25 protein-coding genes and 1 tRNA gene are annotated in these 21,437 nt (G+C 63.8%); 15 read left to right on the forward strand and 11 right to left on the reverse strand.

From position 1 onward, the window contains the following. Positions 1–8: 8 nt before the first annotated feature. Together F2P44_RS15360 and pbpG are read left to right on the forward strand one after the other, a co-directional pair. The gene (locus tag F2P44_RS15360; protein WP_167087853.1) at positions 9–704 is read left to right on the forward strand and encodes a nitroreductase; all 696 of its coding nucleotides are present in this window, start codon (positions 9–11) and stop codon (positions 702–704) included. Between the two features lie 153 nt (positions 705–857). Next, complete coding sequence (gene pbpG / locus F2P44_RS15365; protein ID WP_167087855.1) at positions 858–1,937, forward strand: D-alanyl-D-alanine endopeptidase; 1,080 nt, start codon at positions 858–860, stop codon at positions 1,935–1,937. Positions 1,938–2,005: 68 nt separating this feature from the next. Here pbpG and F2P44_RS15370 read toward each other — a convergent pair whose 3' ends face one another. Beyond that, positions 2,006–2,788 carry an IclR family transcriptional regulator gene (locus F2P44_RS15370; RefSeq protein WP_099875505.1) on the reverse strand — a complete coding sequence of 261 codons (783 nt, stop codon included), beginning with the start codon at positions 2,786–2,788 and terminating at the stop codon, positions 2,006–2,008. A 148-nt stretch (positions 2,789–2,936) separates the two neighbouring features. On the opposite strand from F2P44_RS15370, the gene F2P44_RS15375 reads away from it, so the two are divergent. The 4 genes from F2P44_RS15375 to F2P44_RS15390 all read left to right on the forward strand — a co-directional run bounded on the left by F2P44_RS15375 (position 2,937) and on the right by F2P44_RS15390 (position 5,569). Next, positions 2,937–3,323 (forward strand): diacylglycerol kinase, encoded by a 387-nt coding sequence (locus tag F2P44_RS15375; RefSeq protein ID WP_167087857.1) that lies wholly within the window; start codon positions 2,937–2,939, stop codon positions 3,321–3,323. A 107-nt stretch (positions 3,324–3,430) separates the two neighbouring features. After that, positions 3,431–3,991: an RBBP9/YdeN family alpha/beta hydrolase gene (locus F2P44_RS15380; protein WP_167087859.1), complete on the forward strand. Its 561-nt coding sequence runs from the start codon at positions 3,431–3,433 to the stop codon at positions 3,989–3,991. Positions 3,992–4,034: 43 nt separating this feature from the next. Beyond that, positions 4,035–4,673 (forward strand): peroxiredoxin, encoded by a 639-nt coding sequence (locus F2P44_RS15385; RefSeq protein ID WP_167087861.1) that lies wholly within the window; start codon positions 4,035–4,037, stop codon positions 4,671–4,673. Positions 4,674–4,795: 122 nt separating this feature from the next. After that, entirely contained in the window at positions 4,796–5,569 is a 774-nt protein-coding gene (locus F2P44_RS15390; protein ID WP_167087863.1) for a sulfite exporter TauE/SafE family protein, read from the forward strand. On the opposite strand, the gene F2P44_RS15395 is transcribed toward F2P44_RS15390, so the two are convergent. Beyond that, on the reverse strand, positions 5,566–5,985 hold the full coding sequence (locus tag F2P44_RS15395; RefSeq protein WP_167087865.1) for a hypothetical protein: 420 nt from the start codon (positions 5,983–5,985) through the stop codon (positions 5,566–5,568). The genes F2P44_RS15390 and F2P44_RS15395 overlap by 4 nt on opposite strands. 228 nt (positions 5,986–6,213) lie before the next feature. On the opposite strand from F2P44_RS15395, the gene cysT reads away from it, so the two are divergent. From cysT to F2P44_RS15430, 7 genes are all read left to right on the forward strand, one after another. Next, positions 6,214–7,065, forward strand: a complete 852-nt coding sequence (cysT, locus tag F2P44_RS15400) for a sulfate ABC transporter permease subunit CysT (RefSeq protein WP_167087867.1) — start codon at positions 6,214–6,216, stop codon at positions 7,063–7,065. After that, complete coding sequence (gene cysW / locus F2P44_RS15405; protein WP_167087869.1) at positions 7,062–8,006, forward strand: sulfate ABC transporter permease subunit CysW; 945 nt, start codon at positions 7,062–7,064, stop codon at positions 8,004–8,006. The genes cysT and cysW overlap by 4 nt, the downstream gene beginning before the upstream one ends. After that, positions 8,003–9,076, forward strand: coding sequence for a sulfate/molybdate ABC transporter ATP-binding protein (locus F2P44_RS15410; protein ID WP_167087871.1), 1,074 nt, complete (start codon positions 8,003–8,005; stop codon positions 9,074–9,076). Before cysW ends, F2P44_RS15410 begins: the two co-directional genes overlap by 4 nt. After that, complete coding sequence (locus tag F2P44_RS15415) at positions 9,073–10,014, forward strand: CysB family HTH-type transcriptional regulator (RefSeq protein ID WP_167087872.1); 942 nt, start codon at positions 9,073–9,075, stop codon at positions 10,012–10,014. The genes F2P44_RS15410 and F2P44_RS15415 overlap by 4 nt, the downstream gene beginning before the upstream one ends. Before the next feature lie 188 nt (positions 10,015–10,202). After that, positions 10,203–10,478: a hypothetical protein gene (locus tag F2P44_RS15420; protein WP_187363331.1), complete on the forward strand. Its 276-nt coding sequence runs from the start codon at positions 10,203–10,205 to the stop codon at positions 10,476–10,478. 10 nt (positions 10,479–10,488) lie between these two features. After that, positions 10,489–11,715 (forward strand): DUF2325 domain-containing protein, encoded by a 1,227-nt coding sequence (locus F2P44_RS15425; RefSeq protein WP_167087874.1) that lies wholly within the window; start codon positions 10,489–10,491, stop codon positions 11,713–11,715. A gap of 159 nt (positions 11,716–11,874) precedes the next feature. Beyond that, the gene (locus F2P44_RS15430; RefSeq protein ID WP_223165042.1) at positions 11,875–12,351 is read left to right on the forward strand and encodes a DUF6714 family protein; all 477 of its coding nucleotides are present in this window, start codon (positions 11,875–11,877) and stop codon (positions 12,349–12,351) included. Positions 12,352–12,414: 63 nt separating this feature from the next. On the opposite strand, the gene F2P44_RS15435 is transcribed toward F2P44_RS15430, so the two are convergent. The 5 genes from F2P44_RS15435 to F2P44_RS15455 all read right to left on the reverse strand — a co-directional run bounded on the left by F2P44_RS15435 (position 12,415) and on the right by F2P44_RS15455 (position 16,707). Further along, entirely contained in the window at positions 12,415–13,461 is a 1,047-nt protein-coding gene (locus F2P44_RS15435; RefSeq protein WP_167087876.1) for an aldo/keto reductase, read from the reverse strand. A 10-nt stretch (positions 13,462–13,471) separates the two neighbouring features. Then, the gene (locus F2P44_RS15440) at positions 13,472–14,509 is read right to left on the reverse strand and encodes a quinone-dependent dihydroorotate dehydrogenase (RefSeq protein ID WP_167087878.1); all 1,038 of its coding nucleotides are present in this window, start codon (positions 14,507–14,509) and stop codon (positions 13,472–13,474) included. 66 nt (positions 14,510–14,575) lie between these two features. Next, on the reverse strand, positions 14,576–15,307 hold the full coding sequence (locus F2P44_RS15445; RefSeq protein ID WP_167087880.1) for an arginyltransferase: 732 nt from the start codon (positions 15,305–15,307) through the stop codon (positions 14,576–14,578). An 83-nt stretch (positions 15,308–15,390) separates the two neighbouring features. After that, complete coding sequence (aat, locus tag F2P44_RS15450) at positions 15,391–16,119, reverse strand: leucyl/phenylalanyl-tRNA--protein transferase (protein ID WP_167087882.1); 729 nt, start codon at positions 16,117–16,119, stop codon at positions 15,391–15,393. A gap of 3 nt (positions 16,120–16,122) precedes the next feature. Then, positions 16,123–16,707 (reverse strand): NUDIX hydrolase, encoded by a 585-nt coding sequence (locus F2P44_RS15455; protein WP_167087883.1) that lies wholly within the window; start codon positions 16,705–16,707, stop codon positions 16,123–16,125. A gap of 180 nt (positions 16,708–16,887) precedes the next feature. Here F2P44_RS15455 and F2P44_RS15460 point away from each other — a divergent pair. Next, positions 16,888–16,964, forward strand: a tRNA-Met gene (locus tag F2P44_RS15460). Positions 16,965–17,239: 275 nt separating this feature from the next. Here the strand turns inward: F2P44_RS15460 and F2P44_RS15465 are convergent. The 4 genes from F2P44_RS15465 to F2P44_RS15480 all read right to left on the reverse strand — a co-directional run bounded on the left by F2P44_RS15465 (position 17,240) and on the right by F2P44_RS15480 (position 21,250). Continuing rightward, complete coding sequence (locus F2P44_RS15465; protein WP_167087885.1) at positions 17,240–18,268, reverse strand: MerR family transcriptional regulator; 1,029 nt, start codon at positions 18,266–18,268, stop codon at positions 17,240–17,242. Between the two features lie 58 nt (positions 18,269–18,326). Further along, entirely contained in the window at positions 18,327–19,220 is an 894-nt protein-coding gene (locus tag F2P44_RS15470) for a DNA-3-methyladenine glycosylase family protein (RefSeq protein ID WP_167087887.1), read from the reverse strand. A gap of 8 nt (positions 19,221–19,228) precedes the next feature. Then, the gene (locus F2P44_RS15475) at positions 19,229–20,128 is read right to left on the reverse strand and encodes a DMT family transporter (protein ID WP_167087889.1); all 900 of its coding nucleotides are present in this window, start codon (positions 20,126–20,128) and stop codon (positions 19,229–19,231) included. A gap of 93 nt (positions 20,129–20,221) precedes the next feature. Further along, positions 20,222–21,250 carry an XdhC family protein gene (locus tag F2P44_RS15480; protein WP_167087890.1) on the reverse strand — a complete coding sequence of 343 codons (1,029 nt, stop codon included), beginning with the start codon at positions 21,248–21,250 and terminating at the stop codon, positions 20,222–20,224. Positions 21,251–21,299: 49 nt separating this feature from the next. Here F2P44_RS15480 and F2P44_RS36125 point away from each other — a divergent pair, with 49 nt between their 5' ends. After that, on the forward strand, positions 21,300–21,434 hold the full coding sequence (locus tag F2P44_RS36125) for a hypothetical protein (RefSeq protein ID WP_267877607.1): 135 nt from the start codon (positions 21,300–21,302) through the stop codon (positions 21,432–21,434). The last annotated feature ends 3 nt before the right edge of the window (positions 21,435–21,437 follow it).

The following is a 21,437-nucleotide window of genomic DNA, read 5'->3' on the forward strand; positions in this document are numbered from 1 at the left end:
GAGAAGCAATGTTGGTAAGTAAAGAACAAGACATCGTGGATGCCGCCATCAGCTCGCGCCGCTCGATCCGTGCCTTCCTGCCGACCCCGGTCGCGCGCGAAGATATCGAGCGCATCCTCGAAGTAAGTGCTCGCGCACCGTCCGGCACCAATATCCAGCCGTGGAAGGTAACCGTGCTGACCGGGCAAGCCAAGGACCGGCTGGCGCAAGCGATCCTGGCCGTCCACAACGATCCCGAGCTGTCCAGGCAGCATGTGGAAGAATATCCCTACTATCCGCGTGCATGGATCTCGCCTTACATCGAGCGGCGCCGCAAGGTGGGCCTGGACCTGTATTCGCTGCTGGGCCTGGAGCGCGACAACAAGGCTGGCATGCAAGCGCAGTTTGGCCGCAACTACCGCTTCTTCGATGCGCCCGTGGGGCTGATCTTCACCATCGACCGGGTGCTGGAGCAGGGTTCCTGGCTCGATTACGGCATGTTCCTCGAAAATATCATGGTCGCCGCGCGCGGACGCGGCCTCGACACCTGTCCGCAAGCGGCCTTTACCCAGTATCACCGCGTCATTGCCGAACATCTTCAGTTGCCCCCCACTGAGATGCTGGTATGCGGCATGGCACTGGGCTATGCCGATCCCGACAAGATCGAAAACACGCTGTTGACGGCGCGCGAGCCGCTGGCAAGCTTTGTTCGCTTCATGGAATAAACGCGTACACTGTGTTCATGCAAGAAGCGGCCTGGCTACGCAACGTTGTAGCTCAGCACAAGACTTCCTCCGAATGTTAAATTCGCTTGCGATTGCTGAGCGCTTTGCTAGACTTCAGCGTTACAAGGTCAGCTCGCTTCAAAGGATTTCCAGATGTATAAGTTAGTGTTGAGCGCCATCGCTTCCCTGCTGTTAGTATTGACGCCGCCGGTGGAAGCCAGGGTCAAGGCCAAGGCCCGTGCCGAGCGCGCAGTTGGCGCGGGCAAGGCCAAGAAGCACGTCGTGGTCAAGTCGCGCGTGCAGCGCCGCGAAATCGCCTTGCGTCCGGCGGCCGAAAACCGCAATACCATGGTGCGGCGCACGGTCATGGTCCGTGGCAAACGCAAGCTCGTGTACCAGCGCGTGATCGTCGCCGCCTCGCTGCCCGAACGGGTGCGCCAGAGCGCGGGCGATTTGGCCGGCCTGAACCAGACACGCGACCCGCTCGACCTCAAGTCCAACGTCGCTTTCGTGCTCGACCAAAACAATGCCGAGGTCTTGTTCGAGAAGAACGCCAATATCGCCTTGCCGATCGCGTCGATCACCAAGCTGATGACGGGCCTGATCGTGGTCGAGGCCAGGCAAGACCTGGATGAGGTCCTGACCGTCACCGAGGACGATGTCGACCACGAGAAATTCACCAGTTCGCGCCTGCGCGTCGGTTCGCAGATGACGCGCGCCAACCTGCTGCATATCGCGCTGATGAGCTCGGAGAACCGCGCCGCCGCCGCGCTGGCGCGCAATTATCCGGGCGGGGTGGCGGGCTTCGTGGCGGCCATGAATGCCAAGGCTTACCAGCTGGGCATGCACGATACGCGCTATGTCGATTCGAGCGGGCTGTCCAGCCGCAATGTCGCCAGCGCGCGCGACCTGGCCAAGCTGGCCATGTTCGCTTATAACGAACCGCTACTGCGCCAGTATTCGACCGATCCGAAATCGACGGTCGATGCCGGTGGCAGGCTGATGCATTACAACAATACCAACTATCTGGTGGCGATGCCGGATTGGGATATTGGTTTGCAAAAGACGGGGTTTATTAATGAAGCGGGGCGCTGCCTGGTGATGCAGACCGTGATTCAGGGGCGCGCGGTGATCATGGTGTTTTTGGATTCCAAGGGCAAGCAATCGCGCACGGCCGATGCCGGACGGATGCGGCGCTGGCTGGAAGCCTTACGGCCGCCTGGATTGACTTGAATTAGTACCGTTCTACTTAAAACCGTCATTTCTGCTACTGGCAGGAATGACGGACTTGAAGTAAACGCTTACACCGTCGGCCCGGTGTACCCCAGCGTCGCCGAAATCTGGCTCGCCGTCATCACCAGATCTTCCAGCCATTCCTCTTGCAAGCGGTCTGCCGGGGCCGAAATCGACAAGCCCGCAATCAGCTTGCCCGAATCATCATGGATGCCCGCCGCCATGCAGCGCACGCCCAGTTCCAGTTCTTCGTTATCGCGCGCATAGCCGCGCGACCGGACCAGGCTCAATTCGCGTTCCAGCTTGCTCAAATCGGTGATCGAATTCTTGTTATGCCCCGCCAGCCCGGTGCGGGTGGCATACGCCCTGATCGCCTTGGGCTCGTCCACCGACAAAAACAGCTTCCCGGTCGAGGTCAGGTGCAGCGGACCGCGTCCGCCAATCGCGCGCACCACCTGCATCCCGGAGCGTTCCGAAAACGCGCGGTCGATATACACGATCTCGTCGCCCTGGCGCACCGACAGATTAATGGTTTGCTGCGTCTTCTTGTGCAGCGAGCGCATGAAATCGAGCGCCGCTTCGCGCACCGACAGCCGGCTCTTGACCACATTGCCCAGTTCCAGCAAGCGCATGCCGAGACGGTAGGTGCCCGGCTCGACCCGGTCCACGAAGCGCGTGATGACCATGTCATTGAGAATCCGGTGTGCGGTGGAGGGATGCAGTCCGGATACCTTGGACAATTCCTTCAGGCTGACCGGATCGGTATAGTTGGCCAGCGCGTCGAGCAGGGCCACCATGCGCTCGATCACCTGGATCGAGGTTTTGGGCGCGTCAACGGTGTCGATTTTCATGATGTGGTTGGTGCAGTGCAGTATAAGTAGTCACTTTATACCACAATGTGAAAAGGATTGGCAATTTCCCTGAGACGCCGCGCAAAGATGGCGCGCCGGTGGCGGGGCGGGGCATAATGTGCTTTACCTGTTATTTTGAAGAGTATCCATGACCCAGCCTGTCAGTGATTTTAAAAGTAAAAGCGGCTTCAAGCGCATTCTGGCAGCGACAAGCTACTCGATGGACGGGTTCAAATCCGCCTGGGCCCACGAACACGCCTTCCGCCAGGAATTGATCGTCGTCATCATCGGCGCCATCGTCGCGCTGGTGCTGCCGGTGTCGGCTTTCCAGAAACTGTTCCTGATTGCCGTGCTGGTGCTGGTGCTGATCGTCGAACTGATTAATTCGGCCATCGAAGCCGTGGTCGACCGCGTCTCGCTCGAACGCCATCCGCTCTCGAAGAACGCCAAGGATTTCGGCAGCGCCGCCGTCATGCTGGCAGTCCTGATCGCCATCGCCTCCTGGACGGTGGTACTGTTCAACCGCTTTTACTAGCCTTCCCAACCGGCCCGCCTTATGCGCGGGCGGTATATCGAAGCGCGAAACGATTCCTTCGCTTTCGCGCATGCGCGCCGTATTCTGGTGGTCCAGGAGGTGGCGCCATGACCGAACTGTTTCCCCATTTTCAAGTAATCGTGGTCAGCGGACTGCATGACAGCGGACCGGGCCATTGGCAGTCGCGCTGGCAGCGCCTGCACCCGGCATTCGTGCGCGTGCGCCAGGATGACTTCGACCAGCCCGATCTGGCGACCTGGGCCGCACGGCTGGACCAGCAGCGACGCGCTGATCCGCGTCCCGCGCTGCTGGTGGCCCACAGCTTCGGCTGCCTGACCGCCGTGCACAGCATCGCCCGCAACAGCGAGGGCGTGGCCGGCGCGTTGCTGGTCGCGCCCGCCGATCCGGACAAGTTCGGCGTGGCCGAGCGCTTGCCGGCGCTGCCGCTCGACTGCCCTAGCATATTAGTCAGTAGCGCCAACGATCCGTGGATGAGTGCGCCACACGCGGCCCTATGGGCGCGCCGCTGGGGCAGCGAGCTGGCCGAGCAGGGCAGGCTGGGTCACATCAATGCGGAGTCGGGCCTGGGCGACTGGCCCGCCGGACAACAATATTTGCAGCGGCTGGCCGAATTGGCGCACAATAGGATGCTGGCCTTTTCGCCATGATTGATATCCGCCTACTACTTTTGATGAATGATTGGAGATCACAATGAGTCTACGTTTGGGCGATACCGCTCCGGATTTCGAGCAGGATTCTTCGCTGGGAACGATCAAGTTTCACGAATGGGCAGGCGACTCCTGGGTGGTGCTGTTTTCGCACCCGGCCGACTTCACGCCCGTCTGCACCACCGAGCTGGGCCTTACCGCCAAGCTCAAACCGGAATTCGACAAGCGCAATGTGAAAGCCATCGCCCTGTCGGTCGATCCGGCCGAGCTGCACAAAACCTGGATCAAGGATATCGAAGAGACGCAAAAAACCGTGGTGGGCTTCCCGATCATCGCCGATGCCGACAAAAAAGTGGCATCCCTGTATGACATGATCCACCCGGAACAGTCGGCCACGGCCACCGTGCGTTCGCTGTTCGTGATCGATCCCAAGAAAAAGATCCGCCTGTCGATCACTTATCCGATGAGCACCGGGCGCAATTTCGACGAAGTGCTGCGCGTCATCGACGCCCTGCAACTGAGCGACGCCTACACCGTGGCCACCCCCGGCAACTGGCGTGACGGCGACGATGTGATCATCCCGCTGAGCGTGCAAGATCCCGAACTGATCAAGCAGAAGTATCCGAAAGGCTACACTGCCGCGCGTGCTTACCTGCGCGTCACGCCCCAGCCGAACAAGTAAAACCGGGCGCCGCGCGGCGCCGCCCGGCGCTGGTACGGCGAAACGCATAAGCAAATAAGCTTTCCGTTGTTTGAATAAAGGCTGAGTCCCTATACCCTTGCGGCTATTCTAGGGGCTCATCCATGCAACTTACGTACATCATTTCAGGTTTCGCGGTCGGCCTGCTGGTCGGCATGACCGGCGTCGGCGGCGGCTCCCTCATGACTCCGCTGCTGACCTTGCTGTTCGGCGTGCCGCCATCGGTCGCCGTCGGCACCGACCTCGCCTTCGCTTCCATCACCAAATCGGCCGGCGCCTTCACTCACCGCATGCGCGGCACCGTGCGCTGGGATATCGTGCGCCACCTCTGCTACGGCGCCTTGCCGGCCGCCGTGGCCGCTACCCTGGCGCTCAAGCAATTCGGCACCCTCGACAAGGAAATCGGCCAGATCATCCGTTACTCCATCGCCGGCTCGGTCATGCTGACCGTGATCGCGCTACTGTTCAAAGGCAAGATGCTGGCCTGGATCAACGCCAAGCCCGAGCGCCAGTTGCAGGGCAAGCCGCTGGCGGCCGCCACCATCGTGTCCGGCGCGCTGCTGGGCGTGCTGGTGACGGTTTCGTCGATCGGCGCCGGCGCGATTGGCGCCACCTTGCTGGTCATGCTGTATCCCCGCATGAGCGCGGCCGAAGTGGCTGGCACCGACATCGCCTACGCCGTGCCGCTGACCGCGATTGCCGCCTTCGGCCACTGGTGGCTGGGCTCGATCAACTGGGCCTTGCTCGCCATGTTGCTGATCGGTTCGCTGCCCGGGATCACCCTCGGTTCCTGGATCGCCAAATCGGTGCCGGAAGGTTTCTTGCGCGCCTTGCTGGCGACCACCCTCACCTTGGTCGCGGTCAAGCTGGTCTATTAAGGGCCGTCCGGACCGCCCAGGCGCGGCCAGGCCTGCGCCACGCGCGCGCGCAGGGCAGGGTCGGCCGCGACGAGCGGCGCCAGCCAGCGCAGCACCGCTGCCGCTTCGTGGCGCAGTTCGGTCCACAGCGCAAATTCGCAGTTCAGCGCCGCGTTGACATACACCCGCACCAGCAGCTCGCGCTCGACCGGCGCCGCCCCCACCGCGGCGCCCAGGCGCACGTAGGCCGCTACCAGCGCCCGCATGTCGCCGCCGCGCGGCAGCATCGGCGCCGGATCGCACTCCTGCGCCCAGACGTGGAAGATGGCGCGCAACGCCGGCGGCACCCGCACGCTGAGCAGCGCTTCGGGCGCCCGGCCACTATCCGGCGCAGCCGGTTCACGCGCGCCACCCTGCAAACGTTCAAGTCGGTCCATGCTGCCTCCTGGTCGTTGCATGTCAGACCGCGCCGGGCCGAGCCGGGTTCAGCCGTTCAGCCCGGCGTTTGTGCCCGCTCAATCGCCTGCGGGGCCGCAGGCGAGGGCGTCTGTCGGTGCAATCCTAATAGCCAATCGTTCTATACAAATAAGAAATGCTTCGTTTGCGTTATGTAGTTCTGGTGCGATTATTGCCGCCTATTAGACGAATTCGTAATAAGAGGCCCCATGTCCGCCGTTCATCCCCCTCCGAGAAAAACGCCGCGCCGGGTCTTGCCCGGCTTCGGCCTGACGCTCGGGTTCACCGTTTTCTATCTCTGCCTGATCGTCCTGATCCCGCTGTCGTCGGTCTTCATCAAGACCTTCAGCATGACCTGGGCGGCGTTCTGCGAGGTGGTGGCGTCGGAGCAGGCGCTCGCTTCGTACCGCCTCAGTTTCGGCGCTTCGTTCATCGCGGCGCTGATCAACACGGTGTTCGGCGGCATCGTCGCGTGGGTGCTGGTGCGCTACGAGTTCCCGGGCCAGCGCTTCATGGACGCACTGGTCGACCTGCCGTTCGCCCTGCCCACGGCGGTGGCCGGCATCACGCTCACTGCGCTGTACTCGAGCAACGGCTGGATCGGCAAATACTTCACCGAGCTTGGCATCAAGGTCTCGTACACCCCGCTCGGCGTGGTGGTCGCGCTCACCTTCATCGGCTTGCCTTTCGTGGTGCGCACCGTGCAGCCGGTGCTGGAAGACCTGGAAAAGGAACTTGAAGAAGCCGCCGCCAGCCTGGGCGCGAACGCCTGGCAAACCTTTTCGCGCGTGGTGTTCCCGGCCGTGATGCCGGCCCTGCTGACCGGCTTTGCGCTCTCGTTCGCGCGCGCCACCGGCGAATTCGGTTCCGTCATTTTCATCGCCGGCAACCAGCCGATGATTTCCGAGATCACGCCGCTGCTCATCTACATCAAGCTCGAAGCGTACAACTACGCCGGCGCCACCGCCATCGCCGTGGTGATGCTGCTGGCCTCATTCGTGCTGCTGTTGGCCATCAATCTGCTACAGGCGTGGACCCGCGCCAGGACGGGGAAAAAATGAGCACCGTATTGAACCAGGCGGCGACGCCCGCCGGCAAAGGCGCCGCGCCCAAGCGCCGCTCGCTGCGGGAACTGTTCCTGCGCCCCTCGCATCCGCTCGAACCGGTCTGGGTCAGCGCGCTGCTCAAGCTGGTCGCCTTTGCGTTCCTGACCCTGTTCCTGTTCATTCCGCTGGCCGCCGTCTTTGCGGAAGCCTTCAAGAAGGGCATCGAAACCTACGTCAAGGCGATCACCGACCCGGACGCGGTGGCGGCCATCAAGCTGACCCTGATCGCGGCCTTCATCTCGGTGCCGTTCAACCTGGTGTTCGGCGTATGCGCGGCCTGGTGCATCGCCAAGTTCGAATTCCGGGGCAAGGCCATTCTGCTCACGCTGATCGACCTGCCGTTTTCGGTCTCGCCGGTGATCGCGGGCCTGATCTATGTGCTCATGTTCGGCGCCCAGGGCTGGTTCGGCGGCTGGCTCGCCGCGCACGACATCAAGATCCTGTTCGCGGTGCCGGGCATCGTGCTGGCCACTGTCTTCATCACCTTCCCGTTCGTGGCGCGCGAACTCATTCCGCTGATGCAGTCGCAGGGCAACGAGGAAGAAGAAGCCGCGCTGGTGCTGGGCGCCTCCGGCTGGAATACCTTCTGGCGCGTGACGCTGCCCAACATCAAATGGGGCCTGCTGTACGGCGTGATCCTGTGTAACGCCCGCGCCATGGGCGAGTTCGGCGCGGTGTCGGTGGTGTCGGGCCATATCCGCGGCGAGACCACCACCATGCCGCTGCACGTCGAAATCCTCTACAACGAATACAACTTCGCGGCCGCCTTTGCCGTCGCCTCGCTGCTGGCCATGCTGGCGCTGGTGACCCTGGCGATCAAAACCTTTGTCGAATGGCGTTTGCGCGAAACGATCGCGTTTCACGCCGAAGCACGCAACATGGAGCACGGATCATGACGATCGAAGTCAGTAATATCAACAAGCGGTTCGGCGATTTTGTCGCCCTCGACAACGTCTCGCTGCAGTTCCCTTCGGGCGAACTGACCGCGCTGCTCGGTCCTTCCGGCTGCGGCAAGACCACGCTGCTGCGCATTATCGCGGGCCTGGAGTATCCCGATAGCGGGCGCGTGCTGCTCGACGGCGAGGATGCGTCGGACCGCCATGTGCGCGAACGCCAGGTCGGCTTCGTGTTCCAGCATTACGCGCTGTTCAAGCACATGACCGTGTTCGAGAACGTCGCCTTCGGGCTGCGCGTCAAGCCGCGCCGCGACCGTCCGAACGAACAGCAGATCCGCCACAAGGTGCAGCAGCTGCTCGAACTGGTGCAGCTCGACTGGCTGGCCGACCGCCATCCGCCGCAGCTCTCGGGCGGGCAGCGCCAGCGCATTGCGCTGGCGCGCGCGCTGGCGGTGGAACCGCGCGTGCTGCTGCTCGACGAGCCGTTCGGCGCGCTCGACGCCAAGGTGCGCAAGGAATTGCGGCGCTGGCTGCGCCGCCTGCATGACGACCTGCACGTGACCAGCATCTTCGTCACCCACGACCAGGAAGAAGCGCTGGAAGTGTCGGACCAGGTGGTGTTGATGAACAAGGGCCGGGTCGAGCAGCTCGGCTCTCCCGAGCAGGTGTACAACAATCCGGCGTCGCCGTTCGTGTATGGCTTCCTCGGTAATGTGAACCTGTTCCACGGGCGCGTGAACGATGGCGTCATGGCCAGCGGCGACGCCAGTTTTTCGGTGCCCGGCCATGCGTCGGCCACCAATGGGCAGGGGATCGCCTACGTGCGCCCGCACGATCTTGACATCGACCGCTATACGCCCGGCGCCGAGGGCATCGTCGTCAAGCTGCGCCGCGCGCATGCCATCGGTCCGCTGGCGCAGCTCGACCTGGAGCGCGCCGACAATGCCGAATTGATCGATGCGGTCATTCCCAACGAGCGATACCGCCAGTTGCAATTGAAAGAAGGCGAAACCCTGGTGGTGCGTCCGCGCCGGATGCAGGTGTTCGTCGATCAGGGAGCAGCGATATGAATTTCCAACAACTGCGCTCGATCCGCGAAGCGGCCCGGCGCGGCTACAACCTGACCGAGGTCGCCAATGCGCTGTTTACGTCGCAGCCGGGCGTGAGCCGCCAGATCCGCGAACTCGAAGACGAACTTGGCGTGGTGATTTTCGAGCGCAACGGCAAGCGCCTGACCGGGCTGACCGACCCGGGCAAGGGCATCCTGAAAATCATCGACCGCCTGCTGGTGGAGGCCGAGAACCTGCAGCAGGCCAGCATGGAATACGCGGGCCAGAACAGCGGCACCTTGACCATCGCCGCCACCCACACCCAGGCGCGCTATGCGCTGCCGAAGGTGGTGCAGTCGTTCCGCAAGGACTTCCCGGAGGTGCGCATCGCGCTGCAGCAGAGCGCTCCCGATCATATCGCCGAGTGGGTCCTGTCGGGCAAGGCCGATATCGGCATCGCCACCGAGGGCCTGTCGCAGTTCCCCGACCTGGTGTCGTTCCCGTGTTACCGCTGGAGCCATCTGATCGTGGTGCCGGACCGGCATCCGCTGCTCAATTGCTCGCCGATCCGTCTGGAAGACCTGGCCGGCTATCCGCTGATTACCTACGATGTGGGCTTCACGGGGCGCGGGCATATCGATGCGGCGTTCGCCAAGGCGGGGGTGGGCACCGACATCGTGCTCACGGCGATGGATTCGGACGTCATCAAGCAGTATGTGAGCCTGGGGATGGGCGTGGGGATCGTGGCCTCGATGGCGTTCGATCATGGGCGCGACAAGGGCTTGCGCGCGGTCGAAGCGTCGCATCTGTTCGCGGCCAACGTGACGCGGCTTGCGGTGCGGCGCGGCGCATATCTGCGCGCGTATGCGTATCACTTCATCGAGCAGTTTGCGCCGGATGTCTCGCGCGCCGATATCGAGCGCGCGCTCGACGCCGACGCGCCGCGCGAAGCGGCGTAGTGTTTGCGCGTGGGGGACTTGGATTTCCCACGCGCGCCGCCTTGGCGCGGGAGCGGCGGAGGATGCGCGGCACGTATGCGACATGGCTTGCAAATGCGAATGATTCTCGTTTATACTTGATTTCAGCAAGCCATCCACCCACGCATAGCCCGCCGCCGCCAGCCACTGCATACCGTCAAGGAAGCATCGTGCCGAGCAAACATCCACAGAATCCAAGCGAACCTTGCCAGCATGTGACGATCGCCGACAGTACCATCGGCCACGTCAGCATCTGCCCCGAATGCAGCGTGCTGCACCTGTCGCTGAACCACGTCTCGGTGCGCTTCACGCCGGAAGCGTTCCGCGCGCTGTCCGGCATGGTCGGCGACGCCCAGGCGCGGCTTGACCACGTTGCCCAGTCCAACGCCGCTGCTGCCGCCGCCGCCGTCATCGACGACGCGCGCCACGGCCCCAAGCTGCATTAAGGAGTAGCGCATGTGCGACCACGATGCCAAAAAGCCGCTCGCGCGGTTTTTCCCTCCCGACGGCGAAGCGGCTTCGCGCACCTCGTCGTCGCGCCGCCAGCGCCTGTGGGAGCTGCCGGCCAATACCCACTGCCCGGTGATCGGCGTGTGCCTGCCGCTCGGCGTGCTGCGCAAGCTGGTGAACAAGGGCGTGCGCGGCCAGGCGCTGGCCGACGACTACGAAATCCATGTCGGCGCGGTGGCCGAATGCGCCAGCCGCAACCGCATCTCGAACCTGCTGCAGGATGCGCTCGACCAGCGTTACGCGCTGGTGCTGCTGCGCTTTCGCGACGCGCGCAGCGGCGACGCCGTCATGCTGCTGTGGCGCCAGGCGATCGCCCAGGGCGACGTGGCGGGTGCCTTCTGGGCCGCGCTGACGCACCCGCGCAGCGATTTCCTGGTGCAGGACATCGTGCTGCGCGAGATGCACATGATCCAGCACCAGGCCGGGGCCAACACGCGCATCGACCACGCGCACTACATCGAGCTGCAGGAAGAGCATGCGGCGCTGGCGGCCGAACTGGCGCAGTCGCAGCAGCGCCACGTGCGCACCCTGGCCGACAAGGCGCGCGAGCTGGAACAGGTGCAGGGCCAGTTGATGCATGCGCGCGCCGAGCTGGTGGCGCGCGACAGCAAGTTTGCGTTCTTGCAGGCGGATATGGCGGAACTGAGCGCGTCGGTGCCGGACCTGGAAGCGCGCACGCGGCTCAAGCAAAAGCTCGACGAGGCGGCGCAGCGCTTGACTGCGCGCGATGCGCAGCTGGCGCAGTTGCGCCAGCAATTGGCGGCGACCACGCGCCAGCTCGACGCCTTGCAGGCGGCGCGCCCGCCCGAGGCGGTGGTGTGCGAGGAAGATGCGGCCGAAGCGATCGCCGCGGCGCAGCTGGCCGACAAGACCTTGTTGTGCGTCGGCGGCAGGAGTGCCAGCGTGGCCAGTTACCGCTGCATGACGGAGGAGGCGGGCGCCAGGTTTGCCCATCACGACGGCGGGCAGGAGCACGGGGCCGATTTGCTCGATGCGAACCTGGCGGCGGCCGACCTGGTGATTTGCCAGACCGGCTGCATCAGCCATAACGCTTACTGGCGCGTGAAGGAGCACTGCAAGCGCACCGGCAAGCAGTGCGTGTTTGTGGAGAATCCGAGCAGCACGAGTTTTTCCAGGGGACTGCGGCAGATCGCGATTCTGGCGGAGGGGTAGGAGCAGCCGCGCTGCCGTTTCTGCGTCTGGTCGATCATGTACAATATGCGTGGCTGGTAAATTTGCAACATGGTTGTTCCAGTCGCATGGTGTCGCTTGACTATCCCTCCACCGCCCGTGAACTGAGTGACGATGCAATCCTCTTCCCCCTGCCAAAGCATGACAACCGAGGCCCTCCTCGCTGAAATCAGCATCGCCTTCCCGCCCGTCAAGATGCCGGGGAAATCAGATCTTCGCTTTCATCGGGACAGCTGCTTCCACTGCGATTACCTGGCGCGAGACCTTGATATATTCAGGGGGGAACCCGTTGGCGCCGCGGTCATCTGGGTGCTCCATCGGGAACTGTCGTCGCTGTCGGCGAAGGGGTGGGCGTGGGCGCTCCCTCACTATCTGCCGTTCTGCCTCTCGCCAGAGGCGCAGGACAAGCGGACGGAGACCGAGTTTCTGCTGTATAGCCTCGCTCCGGTGGAGAAGTTCGAGGCCGAAACGCGGGTTCGTCTCTCGGCGTTGAGCCGGCAGCAAGTGGCCTGCCTGGTCCACTTTGTCGAGTGGTGCAAAGCGCATCCCCATTGGGGCAGCTACTGTCCTTCGGAGATCGAGGACGCCTTGAATTTCCTTAAAAGGATGCAAGCCTGATCTGTCGAGCGAGCGGCACGCATGCGCGCCGCCCGCTTTTCTGCGCAGGCATGCGAACGACGATCATGCGCCCGGGTTGGTCATGCGCGCGTGAATGGCGTCGATCGCGGCCACCACGTCCGGGGTCAGGGTCACCGACATCGCATCGATATTTTCCTTCAACTGCGCCAGGCTGGTCGCGCCGATGATGGTCGAGGCCACGAACCAGCGCGAGTAGCACCACGCCAGCGCCATCTGCGCCGGCGTCATGCCGTTCGCGCGCGCCAGCGCCGTGTACTCCTTCACCGCCGCCAGCACCGGCGCGCGCAGATAGCGCGGGCTCCACGAGGCCGGGAAAATCGTCAAGCGTCCGCTCGCCCTGGGATCATCGAGGTACTTCGCGCTCAACTGCCCGAACGCCAGCGGACTATAGGCCAGCAAACCCACGTCCTCGCGAAAGCAGGTCTCGTCCATCAGGCTGGTCTCGAAACTGCGCGCGGTCAGGTTGTACAGGTTCTGGACGCTGGCGATGCGCGGCAGAGCGCGCATGTCGGACTGCTTGATAAATTCGCTCACGCCCCACGCGCTCTCGTTCGACAGGCCGATATGCCCAATCTTGCCAGCCTCGATCAGCTGCGCCAGCGCACCGAGCGTCTCTTCGACCGGAATGGCGGCGCGCTCCTTGGCCGGGTCGAACGCGGTCGCGCCGAAAACCGGCACATTCCGGCTCGGCCAGTGCAGCTGGTATAAATCGATATGATCGGTTTGCAGGCGCCGCAGGCTCTCTTCCACCGCCGTGCGCAGGCTGGCGGCATCGAGGTTCTGCTTTCCTTCGCGGACCCAGTGCAGGTTCGGATTCGGACCGGCCGCCTTGGTGGCCAATACGATGTCGCCGCGCCTGCCGCTCTTTTTCAGCCAGCTGCCGATAAAGCGCTCGGTGTCGCCCTGCGTCTGCGGACGCGGCATGACCGGATACATTTCGGCGGTGTCGACAAAATTGATCCCGCGTTCGAGCGCGTAATCGAGCTGGCTGTGCGCATCGGCCTCGCTGTTTTGCTCGCCGAAGGTCATGCTGCCGAGGCAGATCTTCGATACCTCGAGCGGCGTGCGTCCGAGCCTGGTCTTGATCATGGTGCGTTCCTTATGGTCGAAGGGCTCGCGCGCATTCGCGGATCAAGCCCGGTCCTTGATATATCAGGCCAGTGTACAGCTGCACCAGCGAGGCGCCGAGATTCATCTTTTCCTTGGCATCGGCGCCGCGCATGATGCCGCCCACGCCGATAATCGGCAGCGCGTCGCCCACCTCCTGGCGCAGCGCGCGGATCACGATGTTCGACAGGTCGAACACCGGATCGCCCGACACGCCGCCGGTCTCCTGGCCGTGCCGGGCGCGGTCGACCAGGCGGTGACTGAGCGTGGTGTTGGTGGCGATGACGCCATCGATCTTGTGGCGCAGCAGGGCGGCGGCGATATCCTTGATCTGGTCGCCGTCGACGTCCGGTGCGATCTTGAGCGCCAGCGGCACGTAGCGCTTGTGCTGGTCGGCCAGGCGCAGTTGCGCATCTTTCAGCCGCGTGAGCAGCGCGTCCAGTTCCGACGCGCCCTGCAGCTGGCGCAGGTTGGCGGTATTCGGCGAGGAGATATTGACCGTCACGTAGCTGGCGTACGGGTACACTTTTTCGAGGCAGTGCAGATAATCGTCGACCGCGCTCTCGATCGGCGTGCTGGCGTTCTTGCCGATGTTCAGGCCAAGCACGCCGCGCTTATCCTGGTAAAACTTCGACGCCTGCACGTTCGCCACGAAGGCGTCGACGCCGCCATTGTTAAAGCCCATGCGGTTGATCACGGCGCGCTTGGACGGGATGCGGAAAATGCGCGGCTTGGGATTGCCGGCCTGCGGCTTGGGGGTGACGGTGCCCACTTCGATGAAGCCGAAACCGAGCGCCGACAGGCCGTCGATGTAGGCGCCATCCTTGTCCAGTCCCGCGGCCAGGCCGACCGGGTTGGGGAAGGTGATGCCCATGACGGTGCGCGGGTCGGGCGCGGGTTTGCTCAACAGGCCGGTCAGGCCCAGCGCGGCCGCGCCGCGCAGCGCGGGCAGGGTGACATTGTGCGCCGTCTCCGGATTGAGGGTAAACAGCAGGGGACGGCCTAAGGCATACAGCAGTTTTTGGGACATGGAGTGCTCGGGTTGGTGCGGGTCCCGGCATTTTACCGTGTGCCAGCGCTGCCCGCCCACAAGCTGTTATCGGTTCAACAGGCTCCAGATGCCGTCGATGCGCGTTTCGAGCGGCCGGAAGTTGGTCTTGTAGGCCATCTTGGGACTTTGTTCGATCCAGTAGCCCAGATACACGAAGGGCAGTTTCAGTTCGCTGGCCTGGGCGATTTGCCACAGCACGTTGTAGGTGCCGAAGGAAGCGCCGGCGACGTCGGGATCGAAAAACGTGTACACCGACGACAGGCCGTCGGAGAGCACGTCGATGATCGAGACCATGCGCAGTGCGCCGTCATCGGGTTCGCGAAACTCCACCAGGCGCGTGTTGACGCGGCTTTGCAGCAAAAACTGCGCGTACTGGTCGCGGCTATCCTGGTCCATGCCGCCGCCGACGTGGCGCGTGGTCTGGTAGCGCAGGTAGAGCGCGTAGTGTTCGTCCGAAAAACTCAGGTTGGCGACCGTGGCCACCAGGCCCGCATGGCGGGTCCAGGCGCGCCGCTGGCCGCGGCTGGGCGCGAATTCGGCGGCGCGCACGCGCACCGGGATGCAGGCGTTGCAGCCGTCGCAGTAAGGGCGGTAGGTGAAGATGCCGCTGCGCCGGAAGCCATTCTTGACCAGTTCGGAGTAGACGTCGGCATTGATCAGGTGCGACGGGGTGGCCACTTGCGAACGCGCTTGCCGTGCGTCGAGGTAGCTGCACGGGTAGGGTGCTGTGGTGTAGAACTGCAGCGTCGAGAAAGGCAGGTCGTTTAAGTGCGTCATGCAGTCGCTTTCGATACGGCGTGGTTGCGATCGGTGGCCCTGGTTGCTTCCTTATTATCTATTGTAGCCAAACTTTACGCTGTTTACTGCGTCTGTGTAAATGGCGATCCCGGTTTCCATTCGGCGATGCCCGGTTTGGCGATGGCGTCGCGCAAATGCGCCAGGAAGGCGGCACGCGCGATGGGGGCGGCGCCCAGCGAGGCCAGGTGCCCGGTCTCTTGCTGGCAGTCGACCATGGCCACGCCCTGGCCGCGCAAGAAGGCGACCAGCCACGCCAGCGCGATCTTGGAACCGTCGGTCACGCGCGCGAACATCGATTCGCCGTAAAACATGCGTCCGATGCACACGCCATACGCCCCGCCGACCAGTTCGCCATCGAGCCACAGTTCGGAGCAGTGGGCGTAGCCCATCGCGTGCAGGCCGGTATAGCCGGCAATGATGTCGTCCGAAATCCAGGTGCCCGGGCCATCCTTGCGCGGCGCGGCACAGGCGCGCATCACATCCTCGAATGCGCTGTCGAAGCGGATCTGCCAGCGCCCGCCTTCTTCCATGCTGCGCTCGACCCGGCGCAGGGCTTTGCGCAGACTGTTGCTGATGCGAAAATCGGCAGTCATCAGCACCATGCGCGGGTCGGTACTCCACCACAGGATGGGCTGGCCTTCGGAAAACCAGGGAAAGATGCCGTGCCGGTAGGCGCTCAGCAGGCGCTCGGGCGACAGGTCGGCGCCGGCCGCCAGCAGGCCGGGCGCGTCGGAGGTGAGCGCTTGGGAGACGTCGGGAAACGGCGAATCGGTTTCAAGCCAGGGAATCATGGCTCAGTCGGGATCGCTGGAGATACGCATCGGGCGCACGATGTCGTGCGTGTGAAAGCCGAAGCCGCCATCGTCGCGCATCCTGGCGCAATCGGCGAAAAACAGTTCCAGCGTCTTGCGGATGGTGGGGAAGGCCAGTTCCTCCCACGGAATCTCGTGCTCGGCGAACATGCGCGCGTCCAGGCTTTCGATGCCGGGCGCAAAGTCCAGGCTGCGCAGGCGGGCCAGGTAGAACAGATGGACTTGATGCACCTGGGCCACGTTCAATAGGCTGAACAGGCTGCCGATCTCGATGTCGGCGCCGGCTTCCTCTTCGGTTTCGCGCACGGCCGCCTCGGCCGTTGTTTCGCTGTTTTCCATGAAGCCGGCCGGCAAGGTCCAGAAACCGTGGCGCGGTTCGATGGCGCGCTTGCACAGCAGCACGCGGACCTGTTCGCCTTCCGGTTGCCAGACGGGAATGGAGCCGACGACGAGTTTGGGGTTCTGGTAGTGAATCGCCGCGCATTGCTTGCAGACATAGCGTGGACGGTTATCGCCCTCGGGGATGAGCAGGTCGACGGGATGGGCGCACTCGGAACAAAATTTCATAGGGAATGGGAAGAATGATTTTCGCTTACTTTACACCGATTGCCGGGCCAATGCGGTTCGCGCAGAGGGTAAACCGGACCTGCCGCCCCTGCGCCTGCGTCCGCTCCGGGCCTATCGCAGCTCTTGATTGGATTAACATTGCCTAATTCTGAAAAGCCCCCTATAATAGCTACATACAGACGCGGGGTGGAGCAGTCTGGCAGCTCGTCGGGCTCATAACCCGAAGGTCACAGGTTCAAATCCTGTCCCCGCAACCAAATACAGCAAGCCGCTGATTCTCTTAAAGGAATCAGCGGCTTTCGCTTTTGTGGGTGCTGGTATTGGCGCGCCGGCATCCAGCCCAGAGCCTGTTTTTTTCCTGCTTGTCGTTGCCGCTACCGTTTTGGCGCTCGCCTCCTTTGCTTGTCCGCGCTTTGAGCGCAAATTTGCCAGGTCCGCAGTCCGGCGCAGGCGTCATGTGGGTCCAGGGATGTTCTCGCCTGCCGAGGCTGGACAAGAACACCGCTTTGTCGGATGGCCGGGCGCGCGCCGTTCAGGAGTTCTGATGCACTGCCGCCATGGCTTGCCCGATATACGCCTTCATTTCATCGGTGATCCAGCTGCCGATCATCAGCAGCGGCTCCTTCTCGTAAGCGACACGGACCTTCGCGTGGGTGGCGGGATCGTCGCCGACGAAGGACTGCGACAAATCGATCCACTCGCGCATCAACTGCCCGACCTGGGGATCGGCCGGCGCGGCGCCGCTTGCAATCGCCTTGCGCACCCGCGCGATCAGCGCCGGCCACTCGTCCATGCGGATGCGGTAGTGCGCATCCATGTATGCAAACTCCTCGGGCGACAGGTATTTTTTGAACATCGCCAGGCGCGACTGCACGAACGCTTCCTTCAGATACGCCTCGACGTCGGGCGTGACGCCGTTCTGCTCGCGCATGGCCGGTTCGTGCGCCTGCATGGCGAGAATGCGCACCATCACGTCCGGGTCGCCGTTGGTGTCGCGTTCCATCTTGAGCATCCATTCCTGCGACAGCGTTTGCGCTTCGACGGCCGATGGCGGCGTGCCCGCAGCGATCATCTGCTTGAAGCGCGCCACCATCGCATCCCACTCGGCGATGCAGGCGGCGTCGCCGGCGAAAAAGGGCAGCTGTTTCAGTTCTTCTTTTGAAAAATAAGTATCGTACATCGTCATCAACTCCAAAGTAGTGAGCCACGCGGCCAGGTCGGGCTCCACGCCGGCATCGAGTTCACGGTGCAGCGTTGTCAGCTGCTCGCGCAAGATGCCGGCCTGGTCGATCTGCCGGGTCAGTGCGGCGATTTGCTGCTCCACGATGGTCGACAGGCTGGCGCCCGGATTGGCCAGGAAGGTTCCGATGTCGGCCAGCGACACGCCGAAACGGCGTAGTGCCTGCACCTGGTGCAGGCGGGCGATGTCGTCGCGGTTGTACAGGCGGTAGCCGGCCTCGGAACGCGCCGAAGGGGAGAGCAGGCCGATGCTGTCGTAATGATGAAGCGCGCGCACCGTCAGTCCCGACCGTTTCGCCAGCTCGCCTATTTTCAACTTCATCGAATCACTCCTTGTCTTCATGCGTCAGCGCAGTGTGGAGTCTGACGTGGCGTCAGGGTCAAGCGGCTTGTTGGTCGTCGCGCGGATGCAGGCTGGCCCACAGGTGGGCTGCGGCCATGGTACGGTGCGGCGCATAGCGCGCCAGCAGCGCTTCGGTGCGCGCCATGTCCGGCTTGGCGTCTTCGCCCAGCAGATGCTGGAACGCCGCGCGGATCGCCACGTCGCCATGCAGCGAACAGTCGGGGTAGCCGTAGCCGCGCAGCAGGGCGTAGTTGACGGTCCACGGGCCGATGCCCTTGACGGCCAGCAGCGAGGCCGCCACGTCGGCCGCGTCCTGGTGGCGATCGAGCGTCAGTTCGCCGCTGTCGACCAGCTGCGCCAGGCGCAGCAAGGTATCGGCCTTGGAGCGCGAGAATTTGCGGCCGGTCAGCACCTCGGCGCCGAGGCGGGCCACGTCGCGCGCCTCCGGATAGCACCACAAGCCGCTGCTGTGCTGGCGTCCAGCCTGCAAAATGAAGGTGCGGCGCAGCGCAATGGCGAAGGTCAGGTTGATTTGCTGGCCGATGATGGCCCAGGTCAGCGCCTCGAAAATCGTGGCCGACTGCACGATGCGCAAACCAGGCTGGCGCTGCGCCACGGGCCCCAGCAGCGGATCGCCCGCCACCGCCGCCAGGAAGGGCGCCGGATCGATGCGCAGCGCCAGGATATTGAGCAGGGCGTCGTCGATCTGGCGCAGATCGCCGGGCGTCAGTGGCCCGTCGGCCTGCACCGTGCAGTGCGCCACGCCGGCGCCCAGGGCGATATCGAGCAACACCGGCACGCCGCCGATCATGACGCCCTTGCGGATGCGCGCCGGCTCCACCTGTTCGGCCACTGCCTCAAGGTCGCGGCTGTGAAAGGTGAGGATATCGGCGCTGCGGTAAAGCGCCGGAAGGGGAATCGACGTTTGCAAGCGGCTGCCTATTTGCTGGTGGGAGAGGGCGCAACGATAGCACGCGGCCCGAACGGCGTGAATCCAGTCACCAGCGCCGTGCCGGCGATGACCACGGCGGCACCGGCGACGGTGTACCAGCCCACGTGTTCCGACAAGAACAGCACGCCCCACAAAATGCCGAACAGGGGACTGAGGAAGGTGACCGTCAGCGCGGAAGTCGGGCCGACCTGCTGTATCAGCTTGAAGTACATGATGTAGGCGATGCCGCTGCAAAGCACGCCCAGCGCGAGCGCGGCCGCCATGATGCCCGGCGTGGCCGCAGCGGGAGCGGGGAAGAATGGCAGCGCCGGAATCACCAGCACGGTGGCGGCCCACATGCTGCCGTGCGCGTTGGCGTAGGGGTCGACGGTCTTGGCCGATCTGGCGTAGGTGCTGGCCACGCTGTAGCAGAAGGCGGCCAGCAGGGCCGCCGCGATGGCGAGCGGCGCGCCGGGGCGCGCGGTGACGTCGTCGAAGCCGACCAGCAGGGCCACGCCGCAGGTGCCGAGCACCAGGCCGAGTACCTGCTTGCCGGCGATGGCCTGGCGCGACCAGAGCGTGCCGATCAGCGCGCCCCACATCGGCGCGGTGGCGTTCAGCACCGACAGCACGGAGGCCGACAAGGTGCGCGCGGCAAAAGCGAACAGCAGAAAGGGCAGGGCGGAGTTGATGAAGCCGAGGATCAGGTAGTGCTTCCAGTTGGCTGCCAGGTCGAGGCGCTTTTTGAGGATCACGCCGACGATGGCCAGGAACAGGGCGGCAAAGGCGACCCGGTATTCGATCAGCACGGCCGGCCCGAGCACCGGCGCGGCGATGCGCATGAAGAGAAAGGAACTGCCCCAGATGGCGGCGAGGACGATCAGGCGAAGCAGATTGGCTGTGTTCATGGGTCGACTCTCAATGCGCCCCTCGCGCTCGATGATGAAGCGGCATTGTCCACCGCCGGCGCCTTGCGGGATAGCCCATTCTTGCTATTGTTATTACGCTTGCTGTTGAATCAGCGCCACCGCGCACACCTCGGTGCTGGCTGGTTCCAGCGCCGCCGCATGGCGTACCTGGAGGTCGGCCGGCACGCCATTCTTGACGGCGGTGAGCTCGGCCAGGATCGAAATGGCGATCTCCGAGGGCGTCTTGCTGCCGATGTACAGGCCGATCGGCCCGTGCAGGCGGGCCAGCTGGTGGTCCGACAGATCGAACTCCTTGAGCCGTTCGCGCCGTTTGGCGTTATTCAGGCGCGAGCCGATCGCACCCACGTAGAACGCATCGGACTTGAGCGCTTCCATCAGCGCCAGGTCGTCCAGCTTGGGGTCGTGCGTGAGCGCCACCACGGCGCTGCGGTGGTCCAGGCGCGATTCGAGCACCAGGTCGTCCGGCATCATGTGCACCAGTTGCACGCCCGGCAGATTCCAGCCGGAGCGGTATTCCTCGCGCGGATCGCACACGGTGACGTAGTAATCCATGGCCGTGGCGATCTGCGCCAGGAAGCGCGAGAGTTGTCCGGCGCCGATGATGAACAGGCGCCAGCGCGGACCGTGCACGGTGGTCAGCGCGCCATCGGCCAGCAGCTGCACCGCGCCGGCCTGCGCCGGCGCCAGGCTGACCGCGCCGCTGGCCAGGTCGAGCCGGCGCGCCAGCAGTTCGTGCGCTTCCAGGCGCGCGAGCAGTTCGTCGATGGCGCTGGCGCGCGACAGCGGCTCGATCGCCAGTTCGATGGTGCCGCCGCAGGGCAGGCCGAAACGGTGCGCTTCGTCGGCGCTGATGCCGTAGCTGACCACTTCGGGAGTGGTGCGCGTGATGCCGTCCCGGCGCACGCGCTCGATCAGGTCATCCTCGATGCAGCCGCCGGAGACCGAACCGACCACGCGGCCATCGTCGCAAATGGCGAGCGTGGCGCCGATCGGGCGCGGGCTCGATCCCCAGGTCTTGATCACTGTGATCAATTCGCAGCGGCGACCGGCGGCGATCCATGCCGAGGCGCTCTTTAATACTTCCAGGTCTATGCTGTCCATTGAATCGAATATACTGGCGCTCCTGAATCGAGCACATGGTGGTTGGAAGATGAGCAATGATACAAAAAATGACGATGGCTCGCCGAAGTTCGGGCGTTTGCTGATCGTGCTGGTGGCGGTGGTGATTTTTTGCGGCGTGCTGACGTGGGTGATGGGGACGTTCTTCCCGAATTTCCCGAGCTGAACG

It is taken from the genome of Massilia frigida (genome assembly GCF_011682175.1).
Taxonomy (GTDB): domain Bacteria; phylum Pseudomonadota; class Gammaproteobacteria; order Burkholderiales; family Burkholderiaceae_D; genus Telluria_A; species Telluria_A frigida.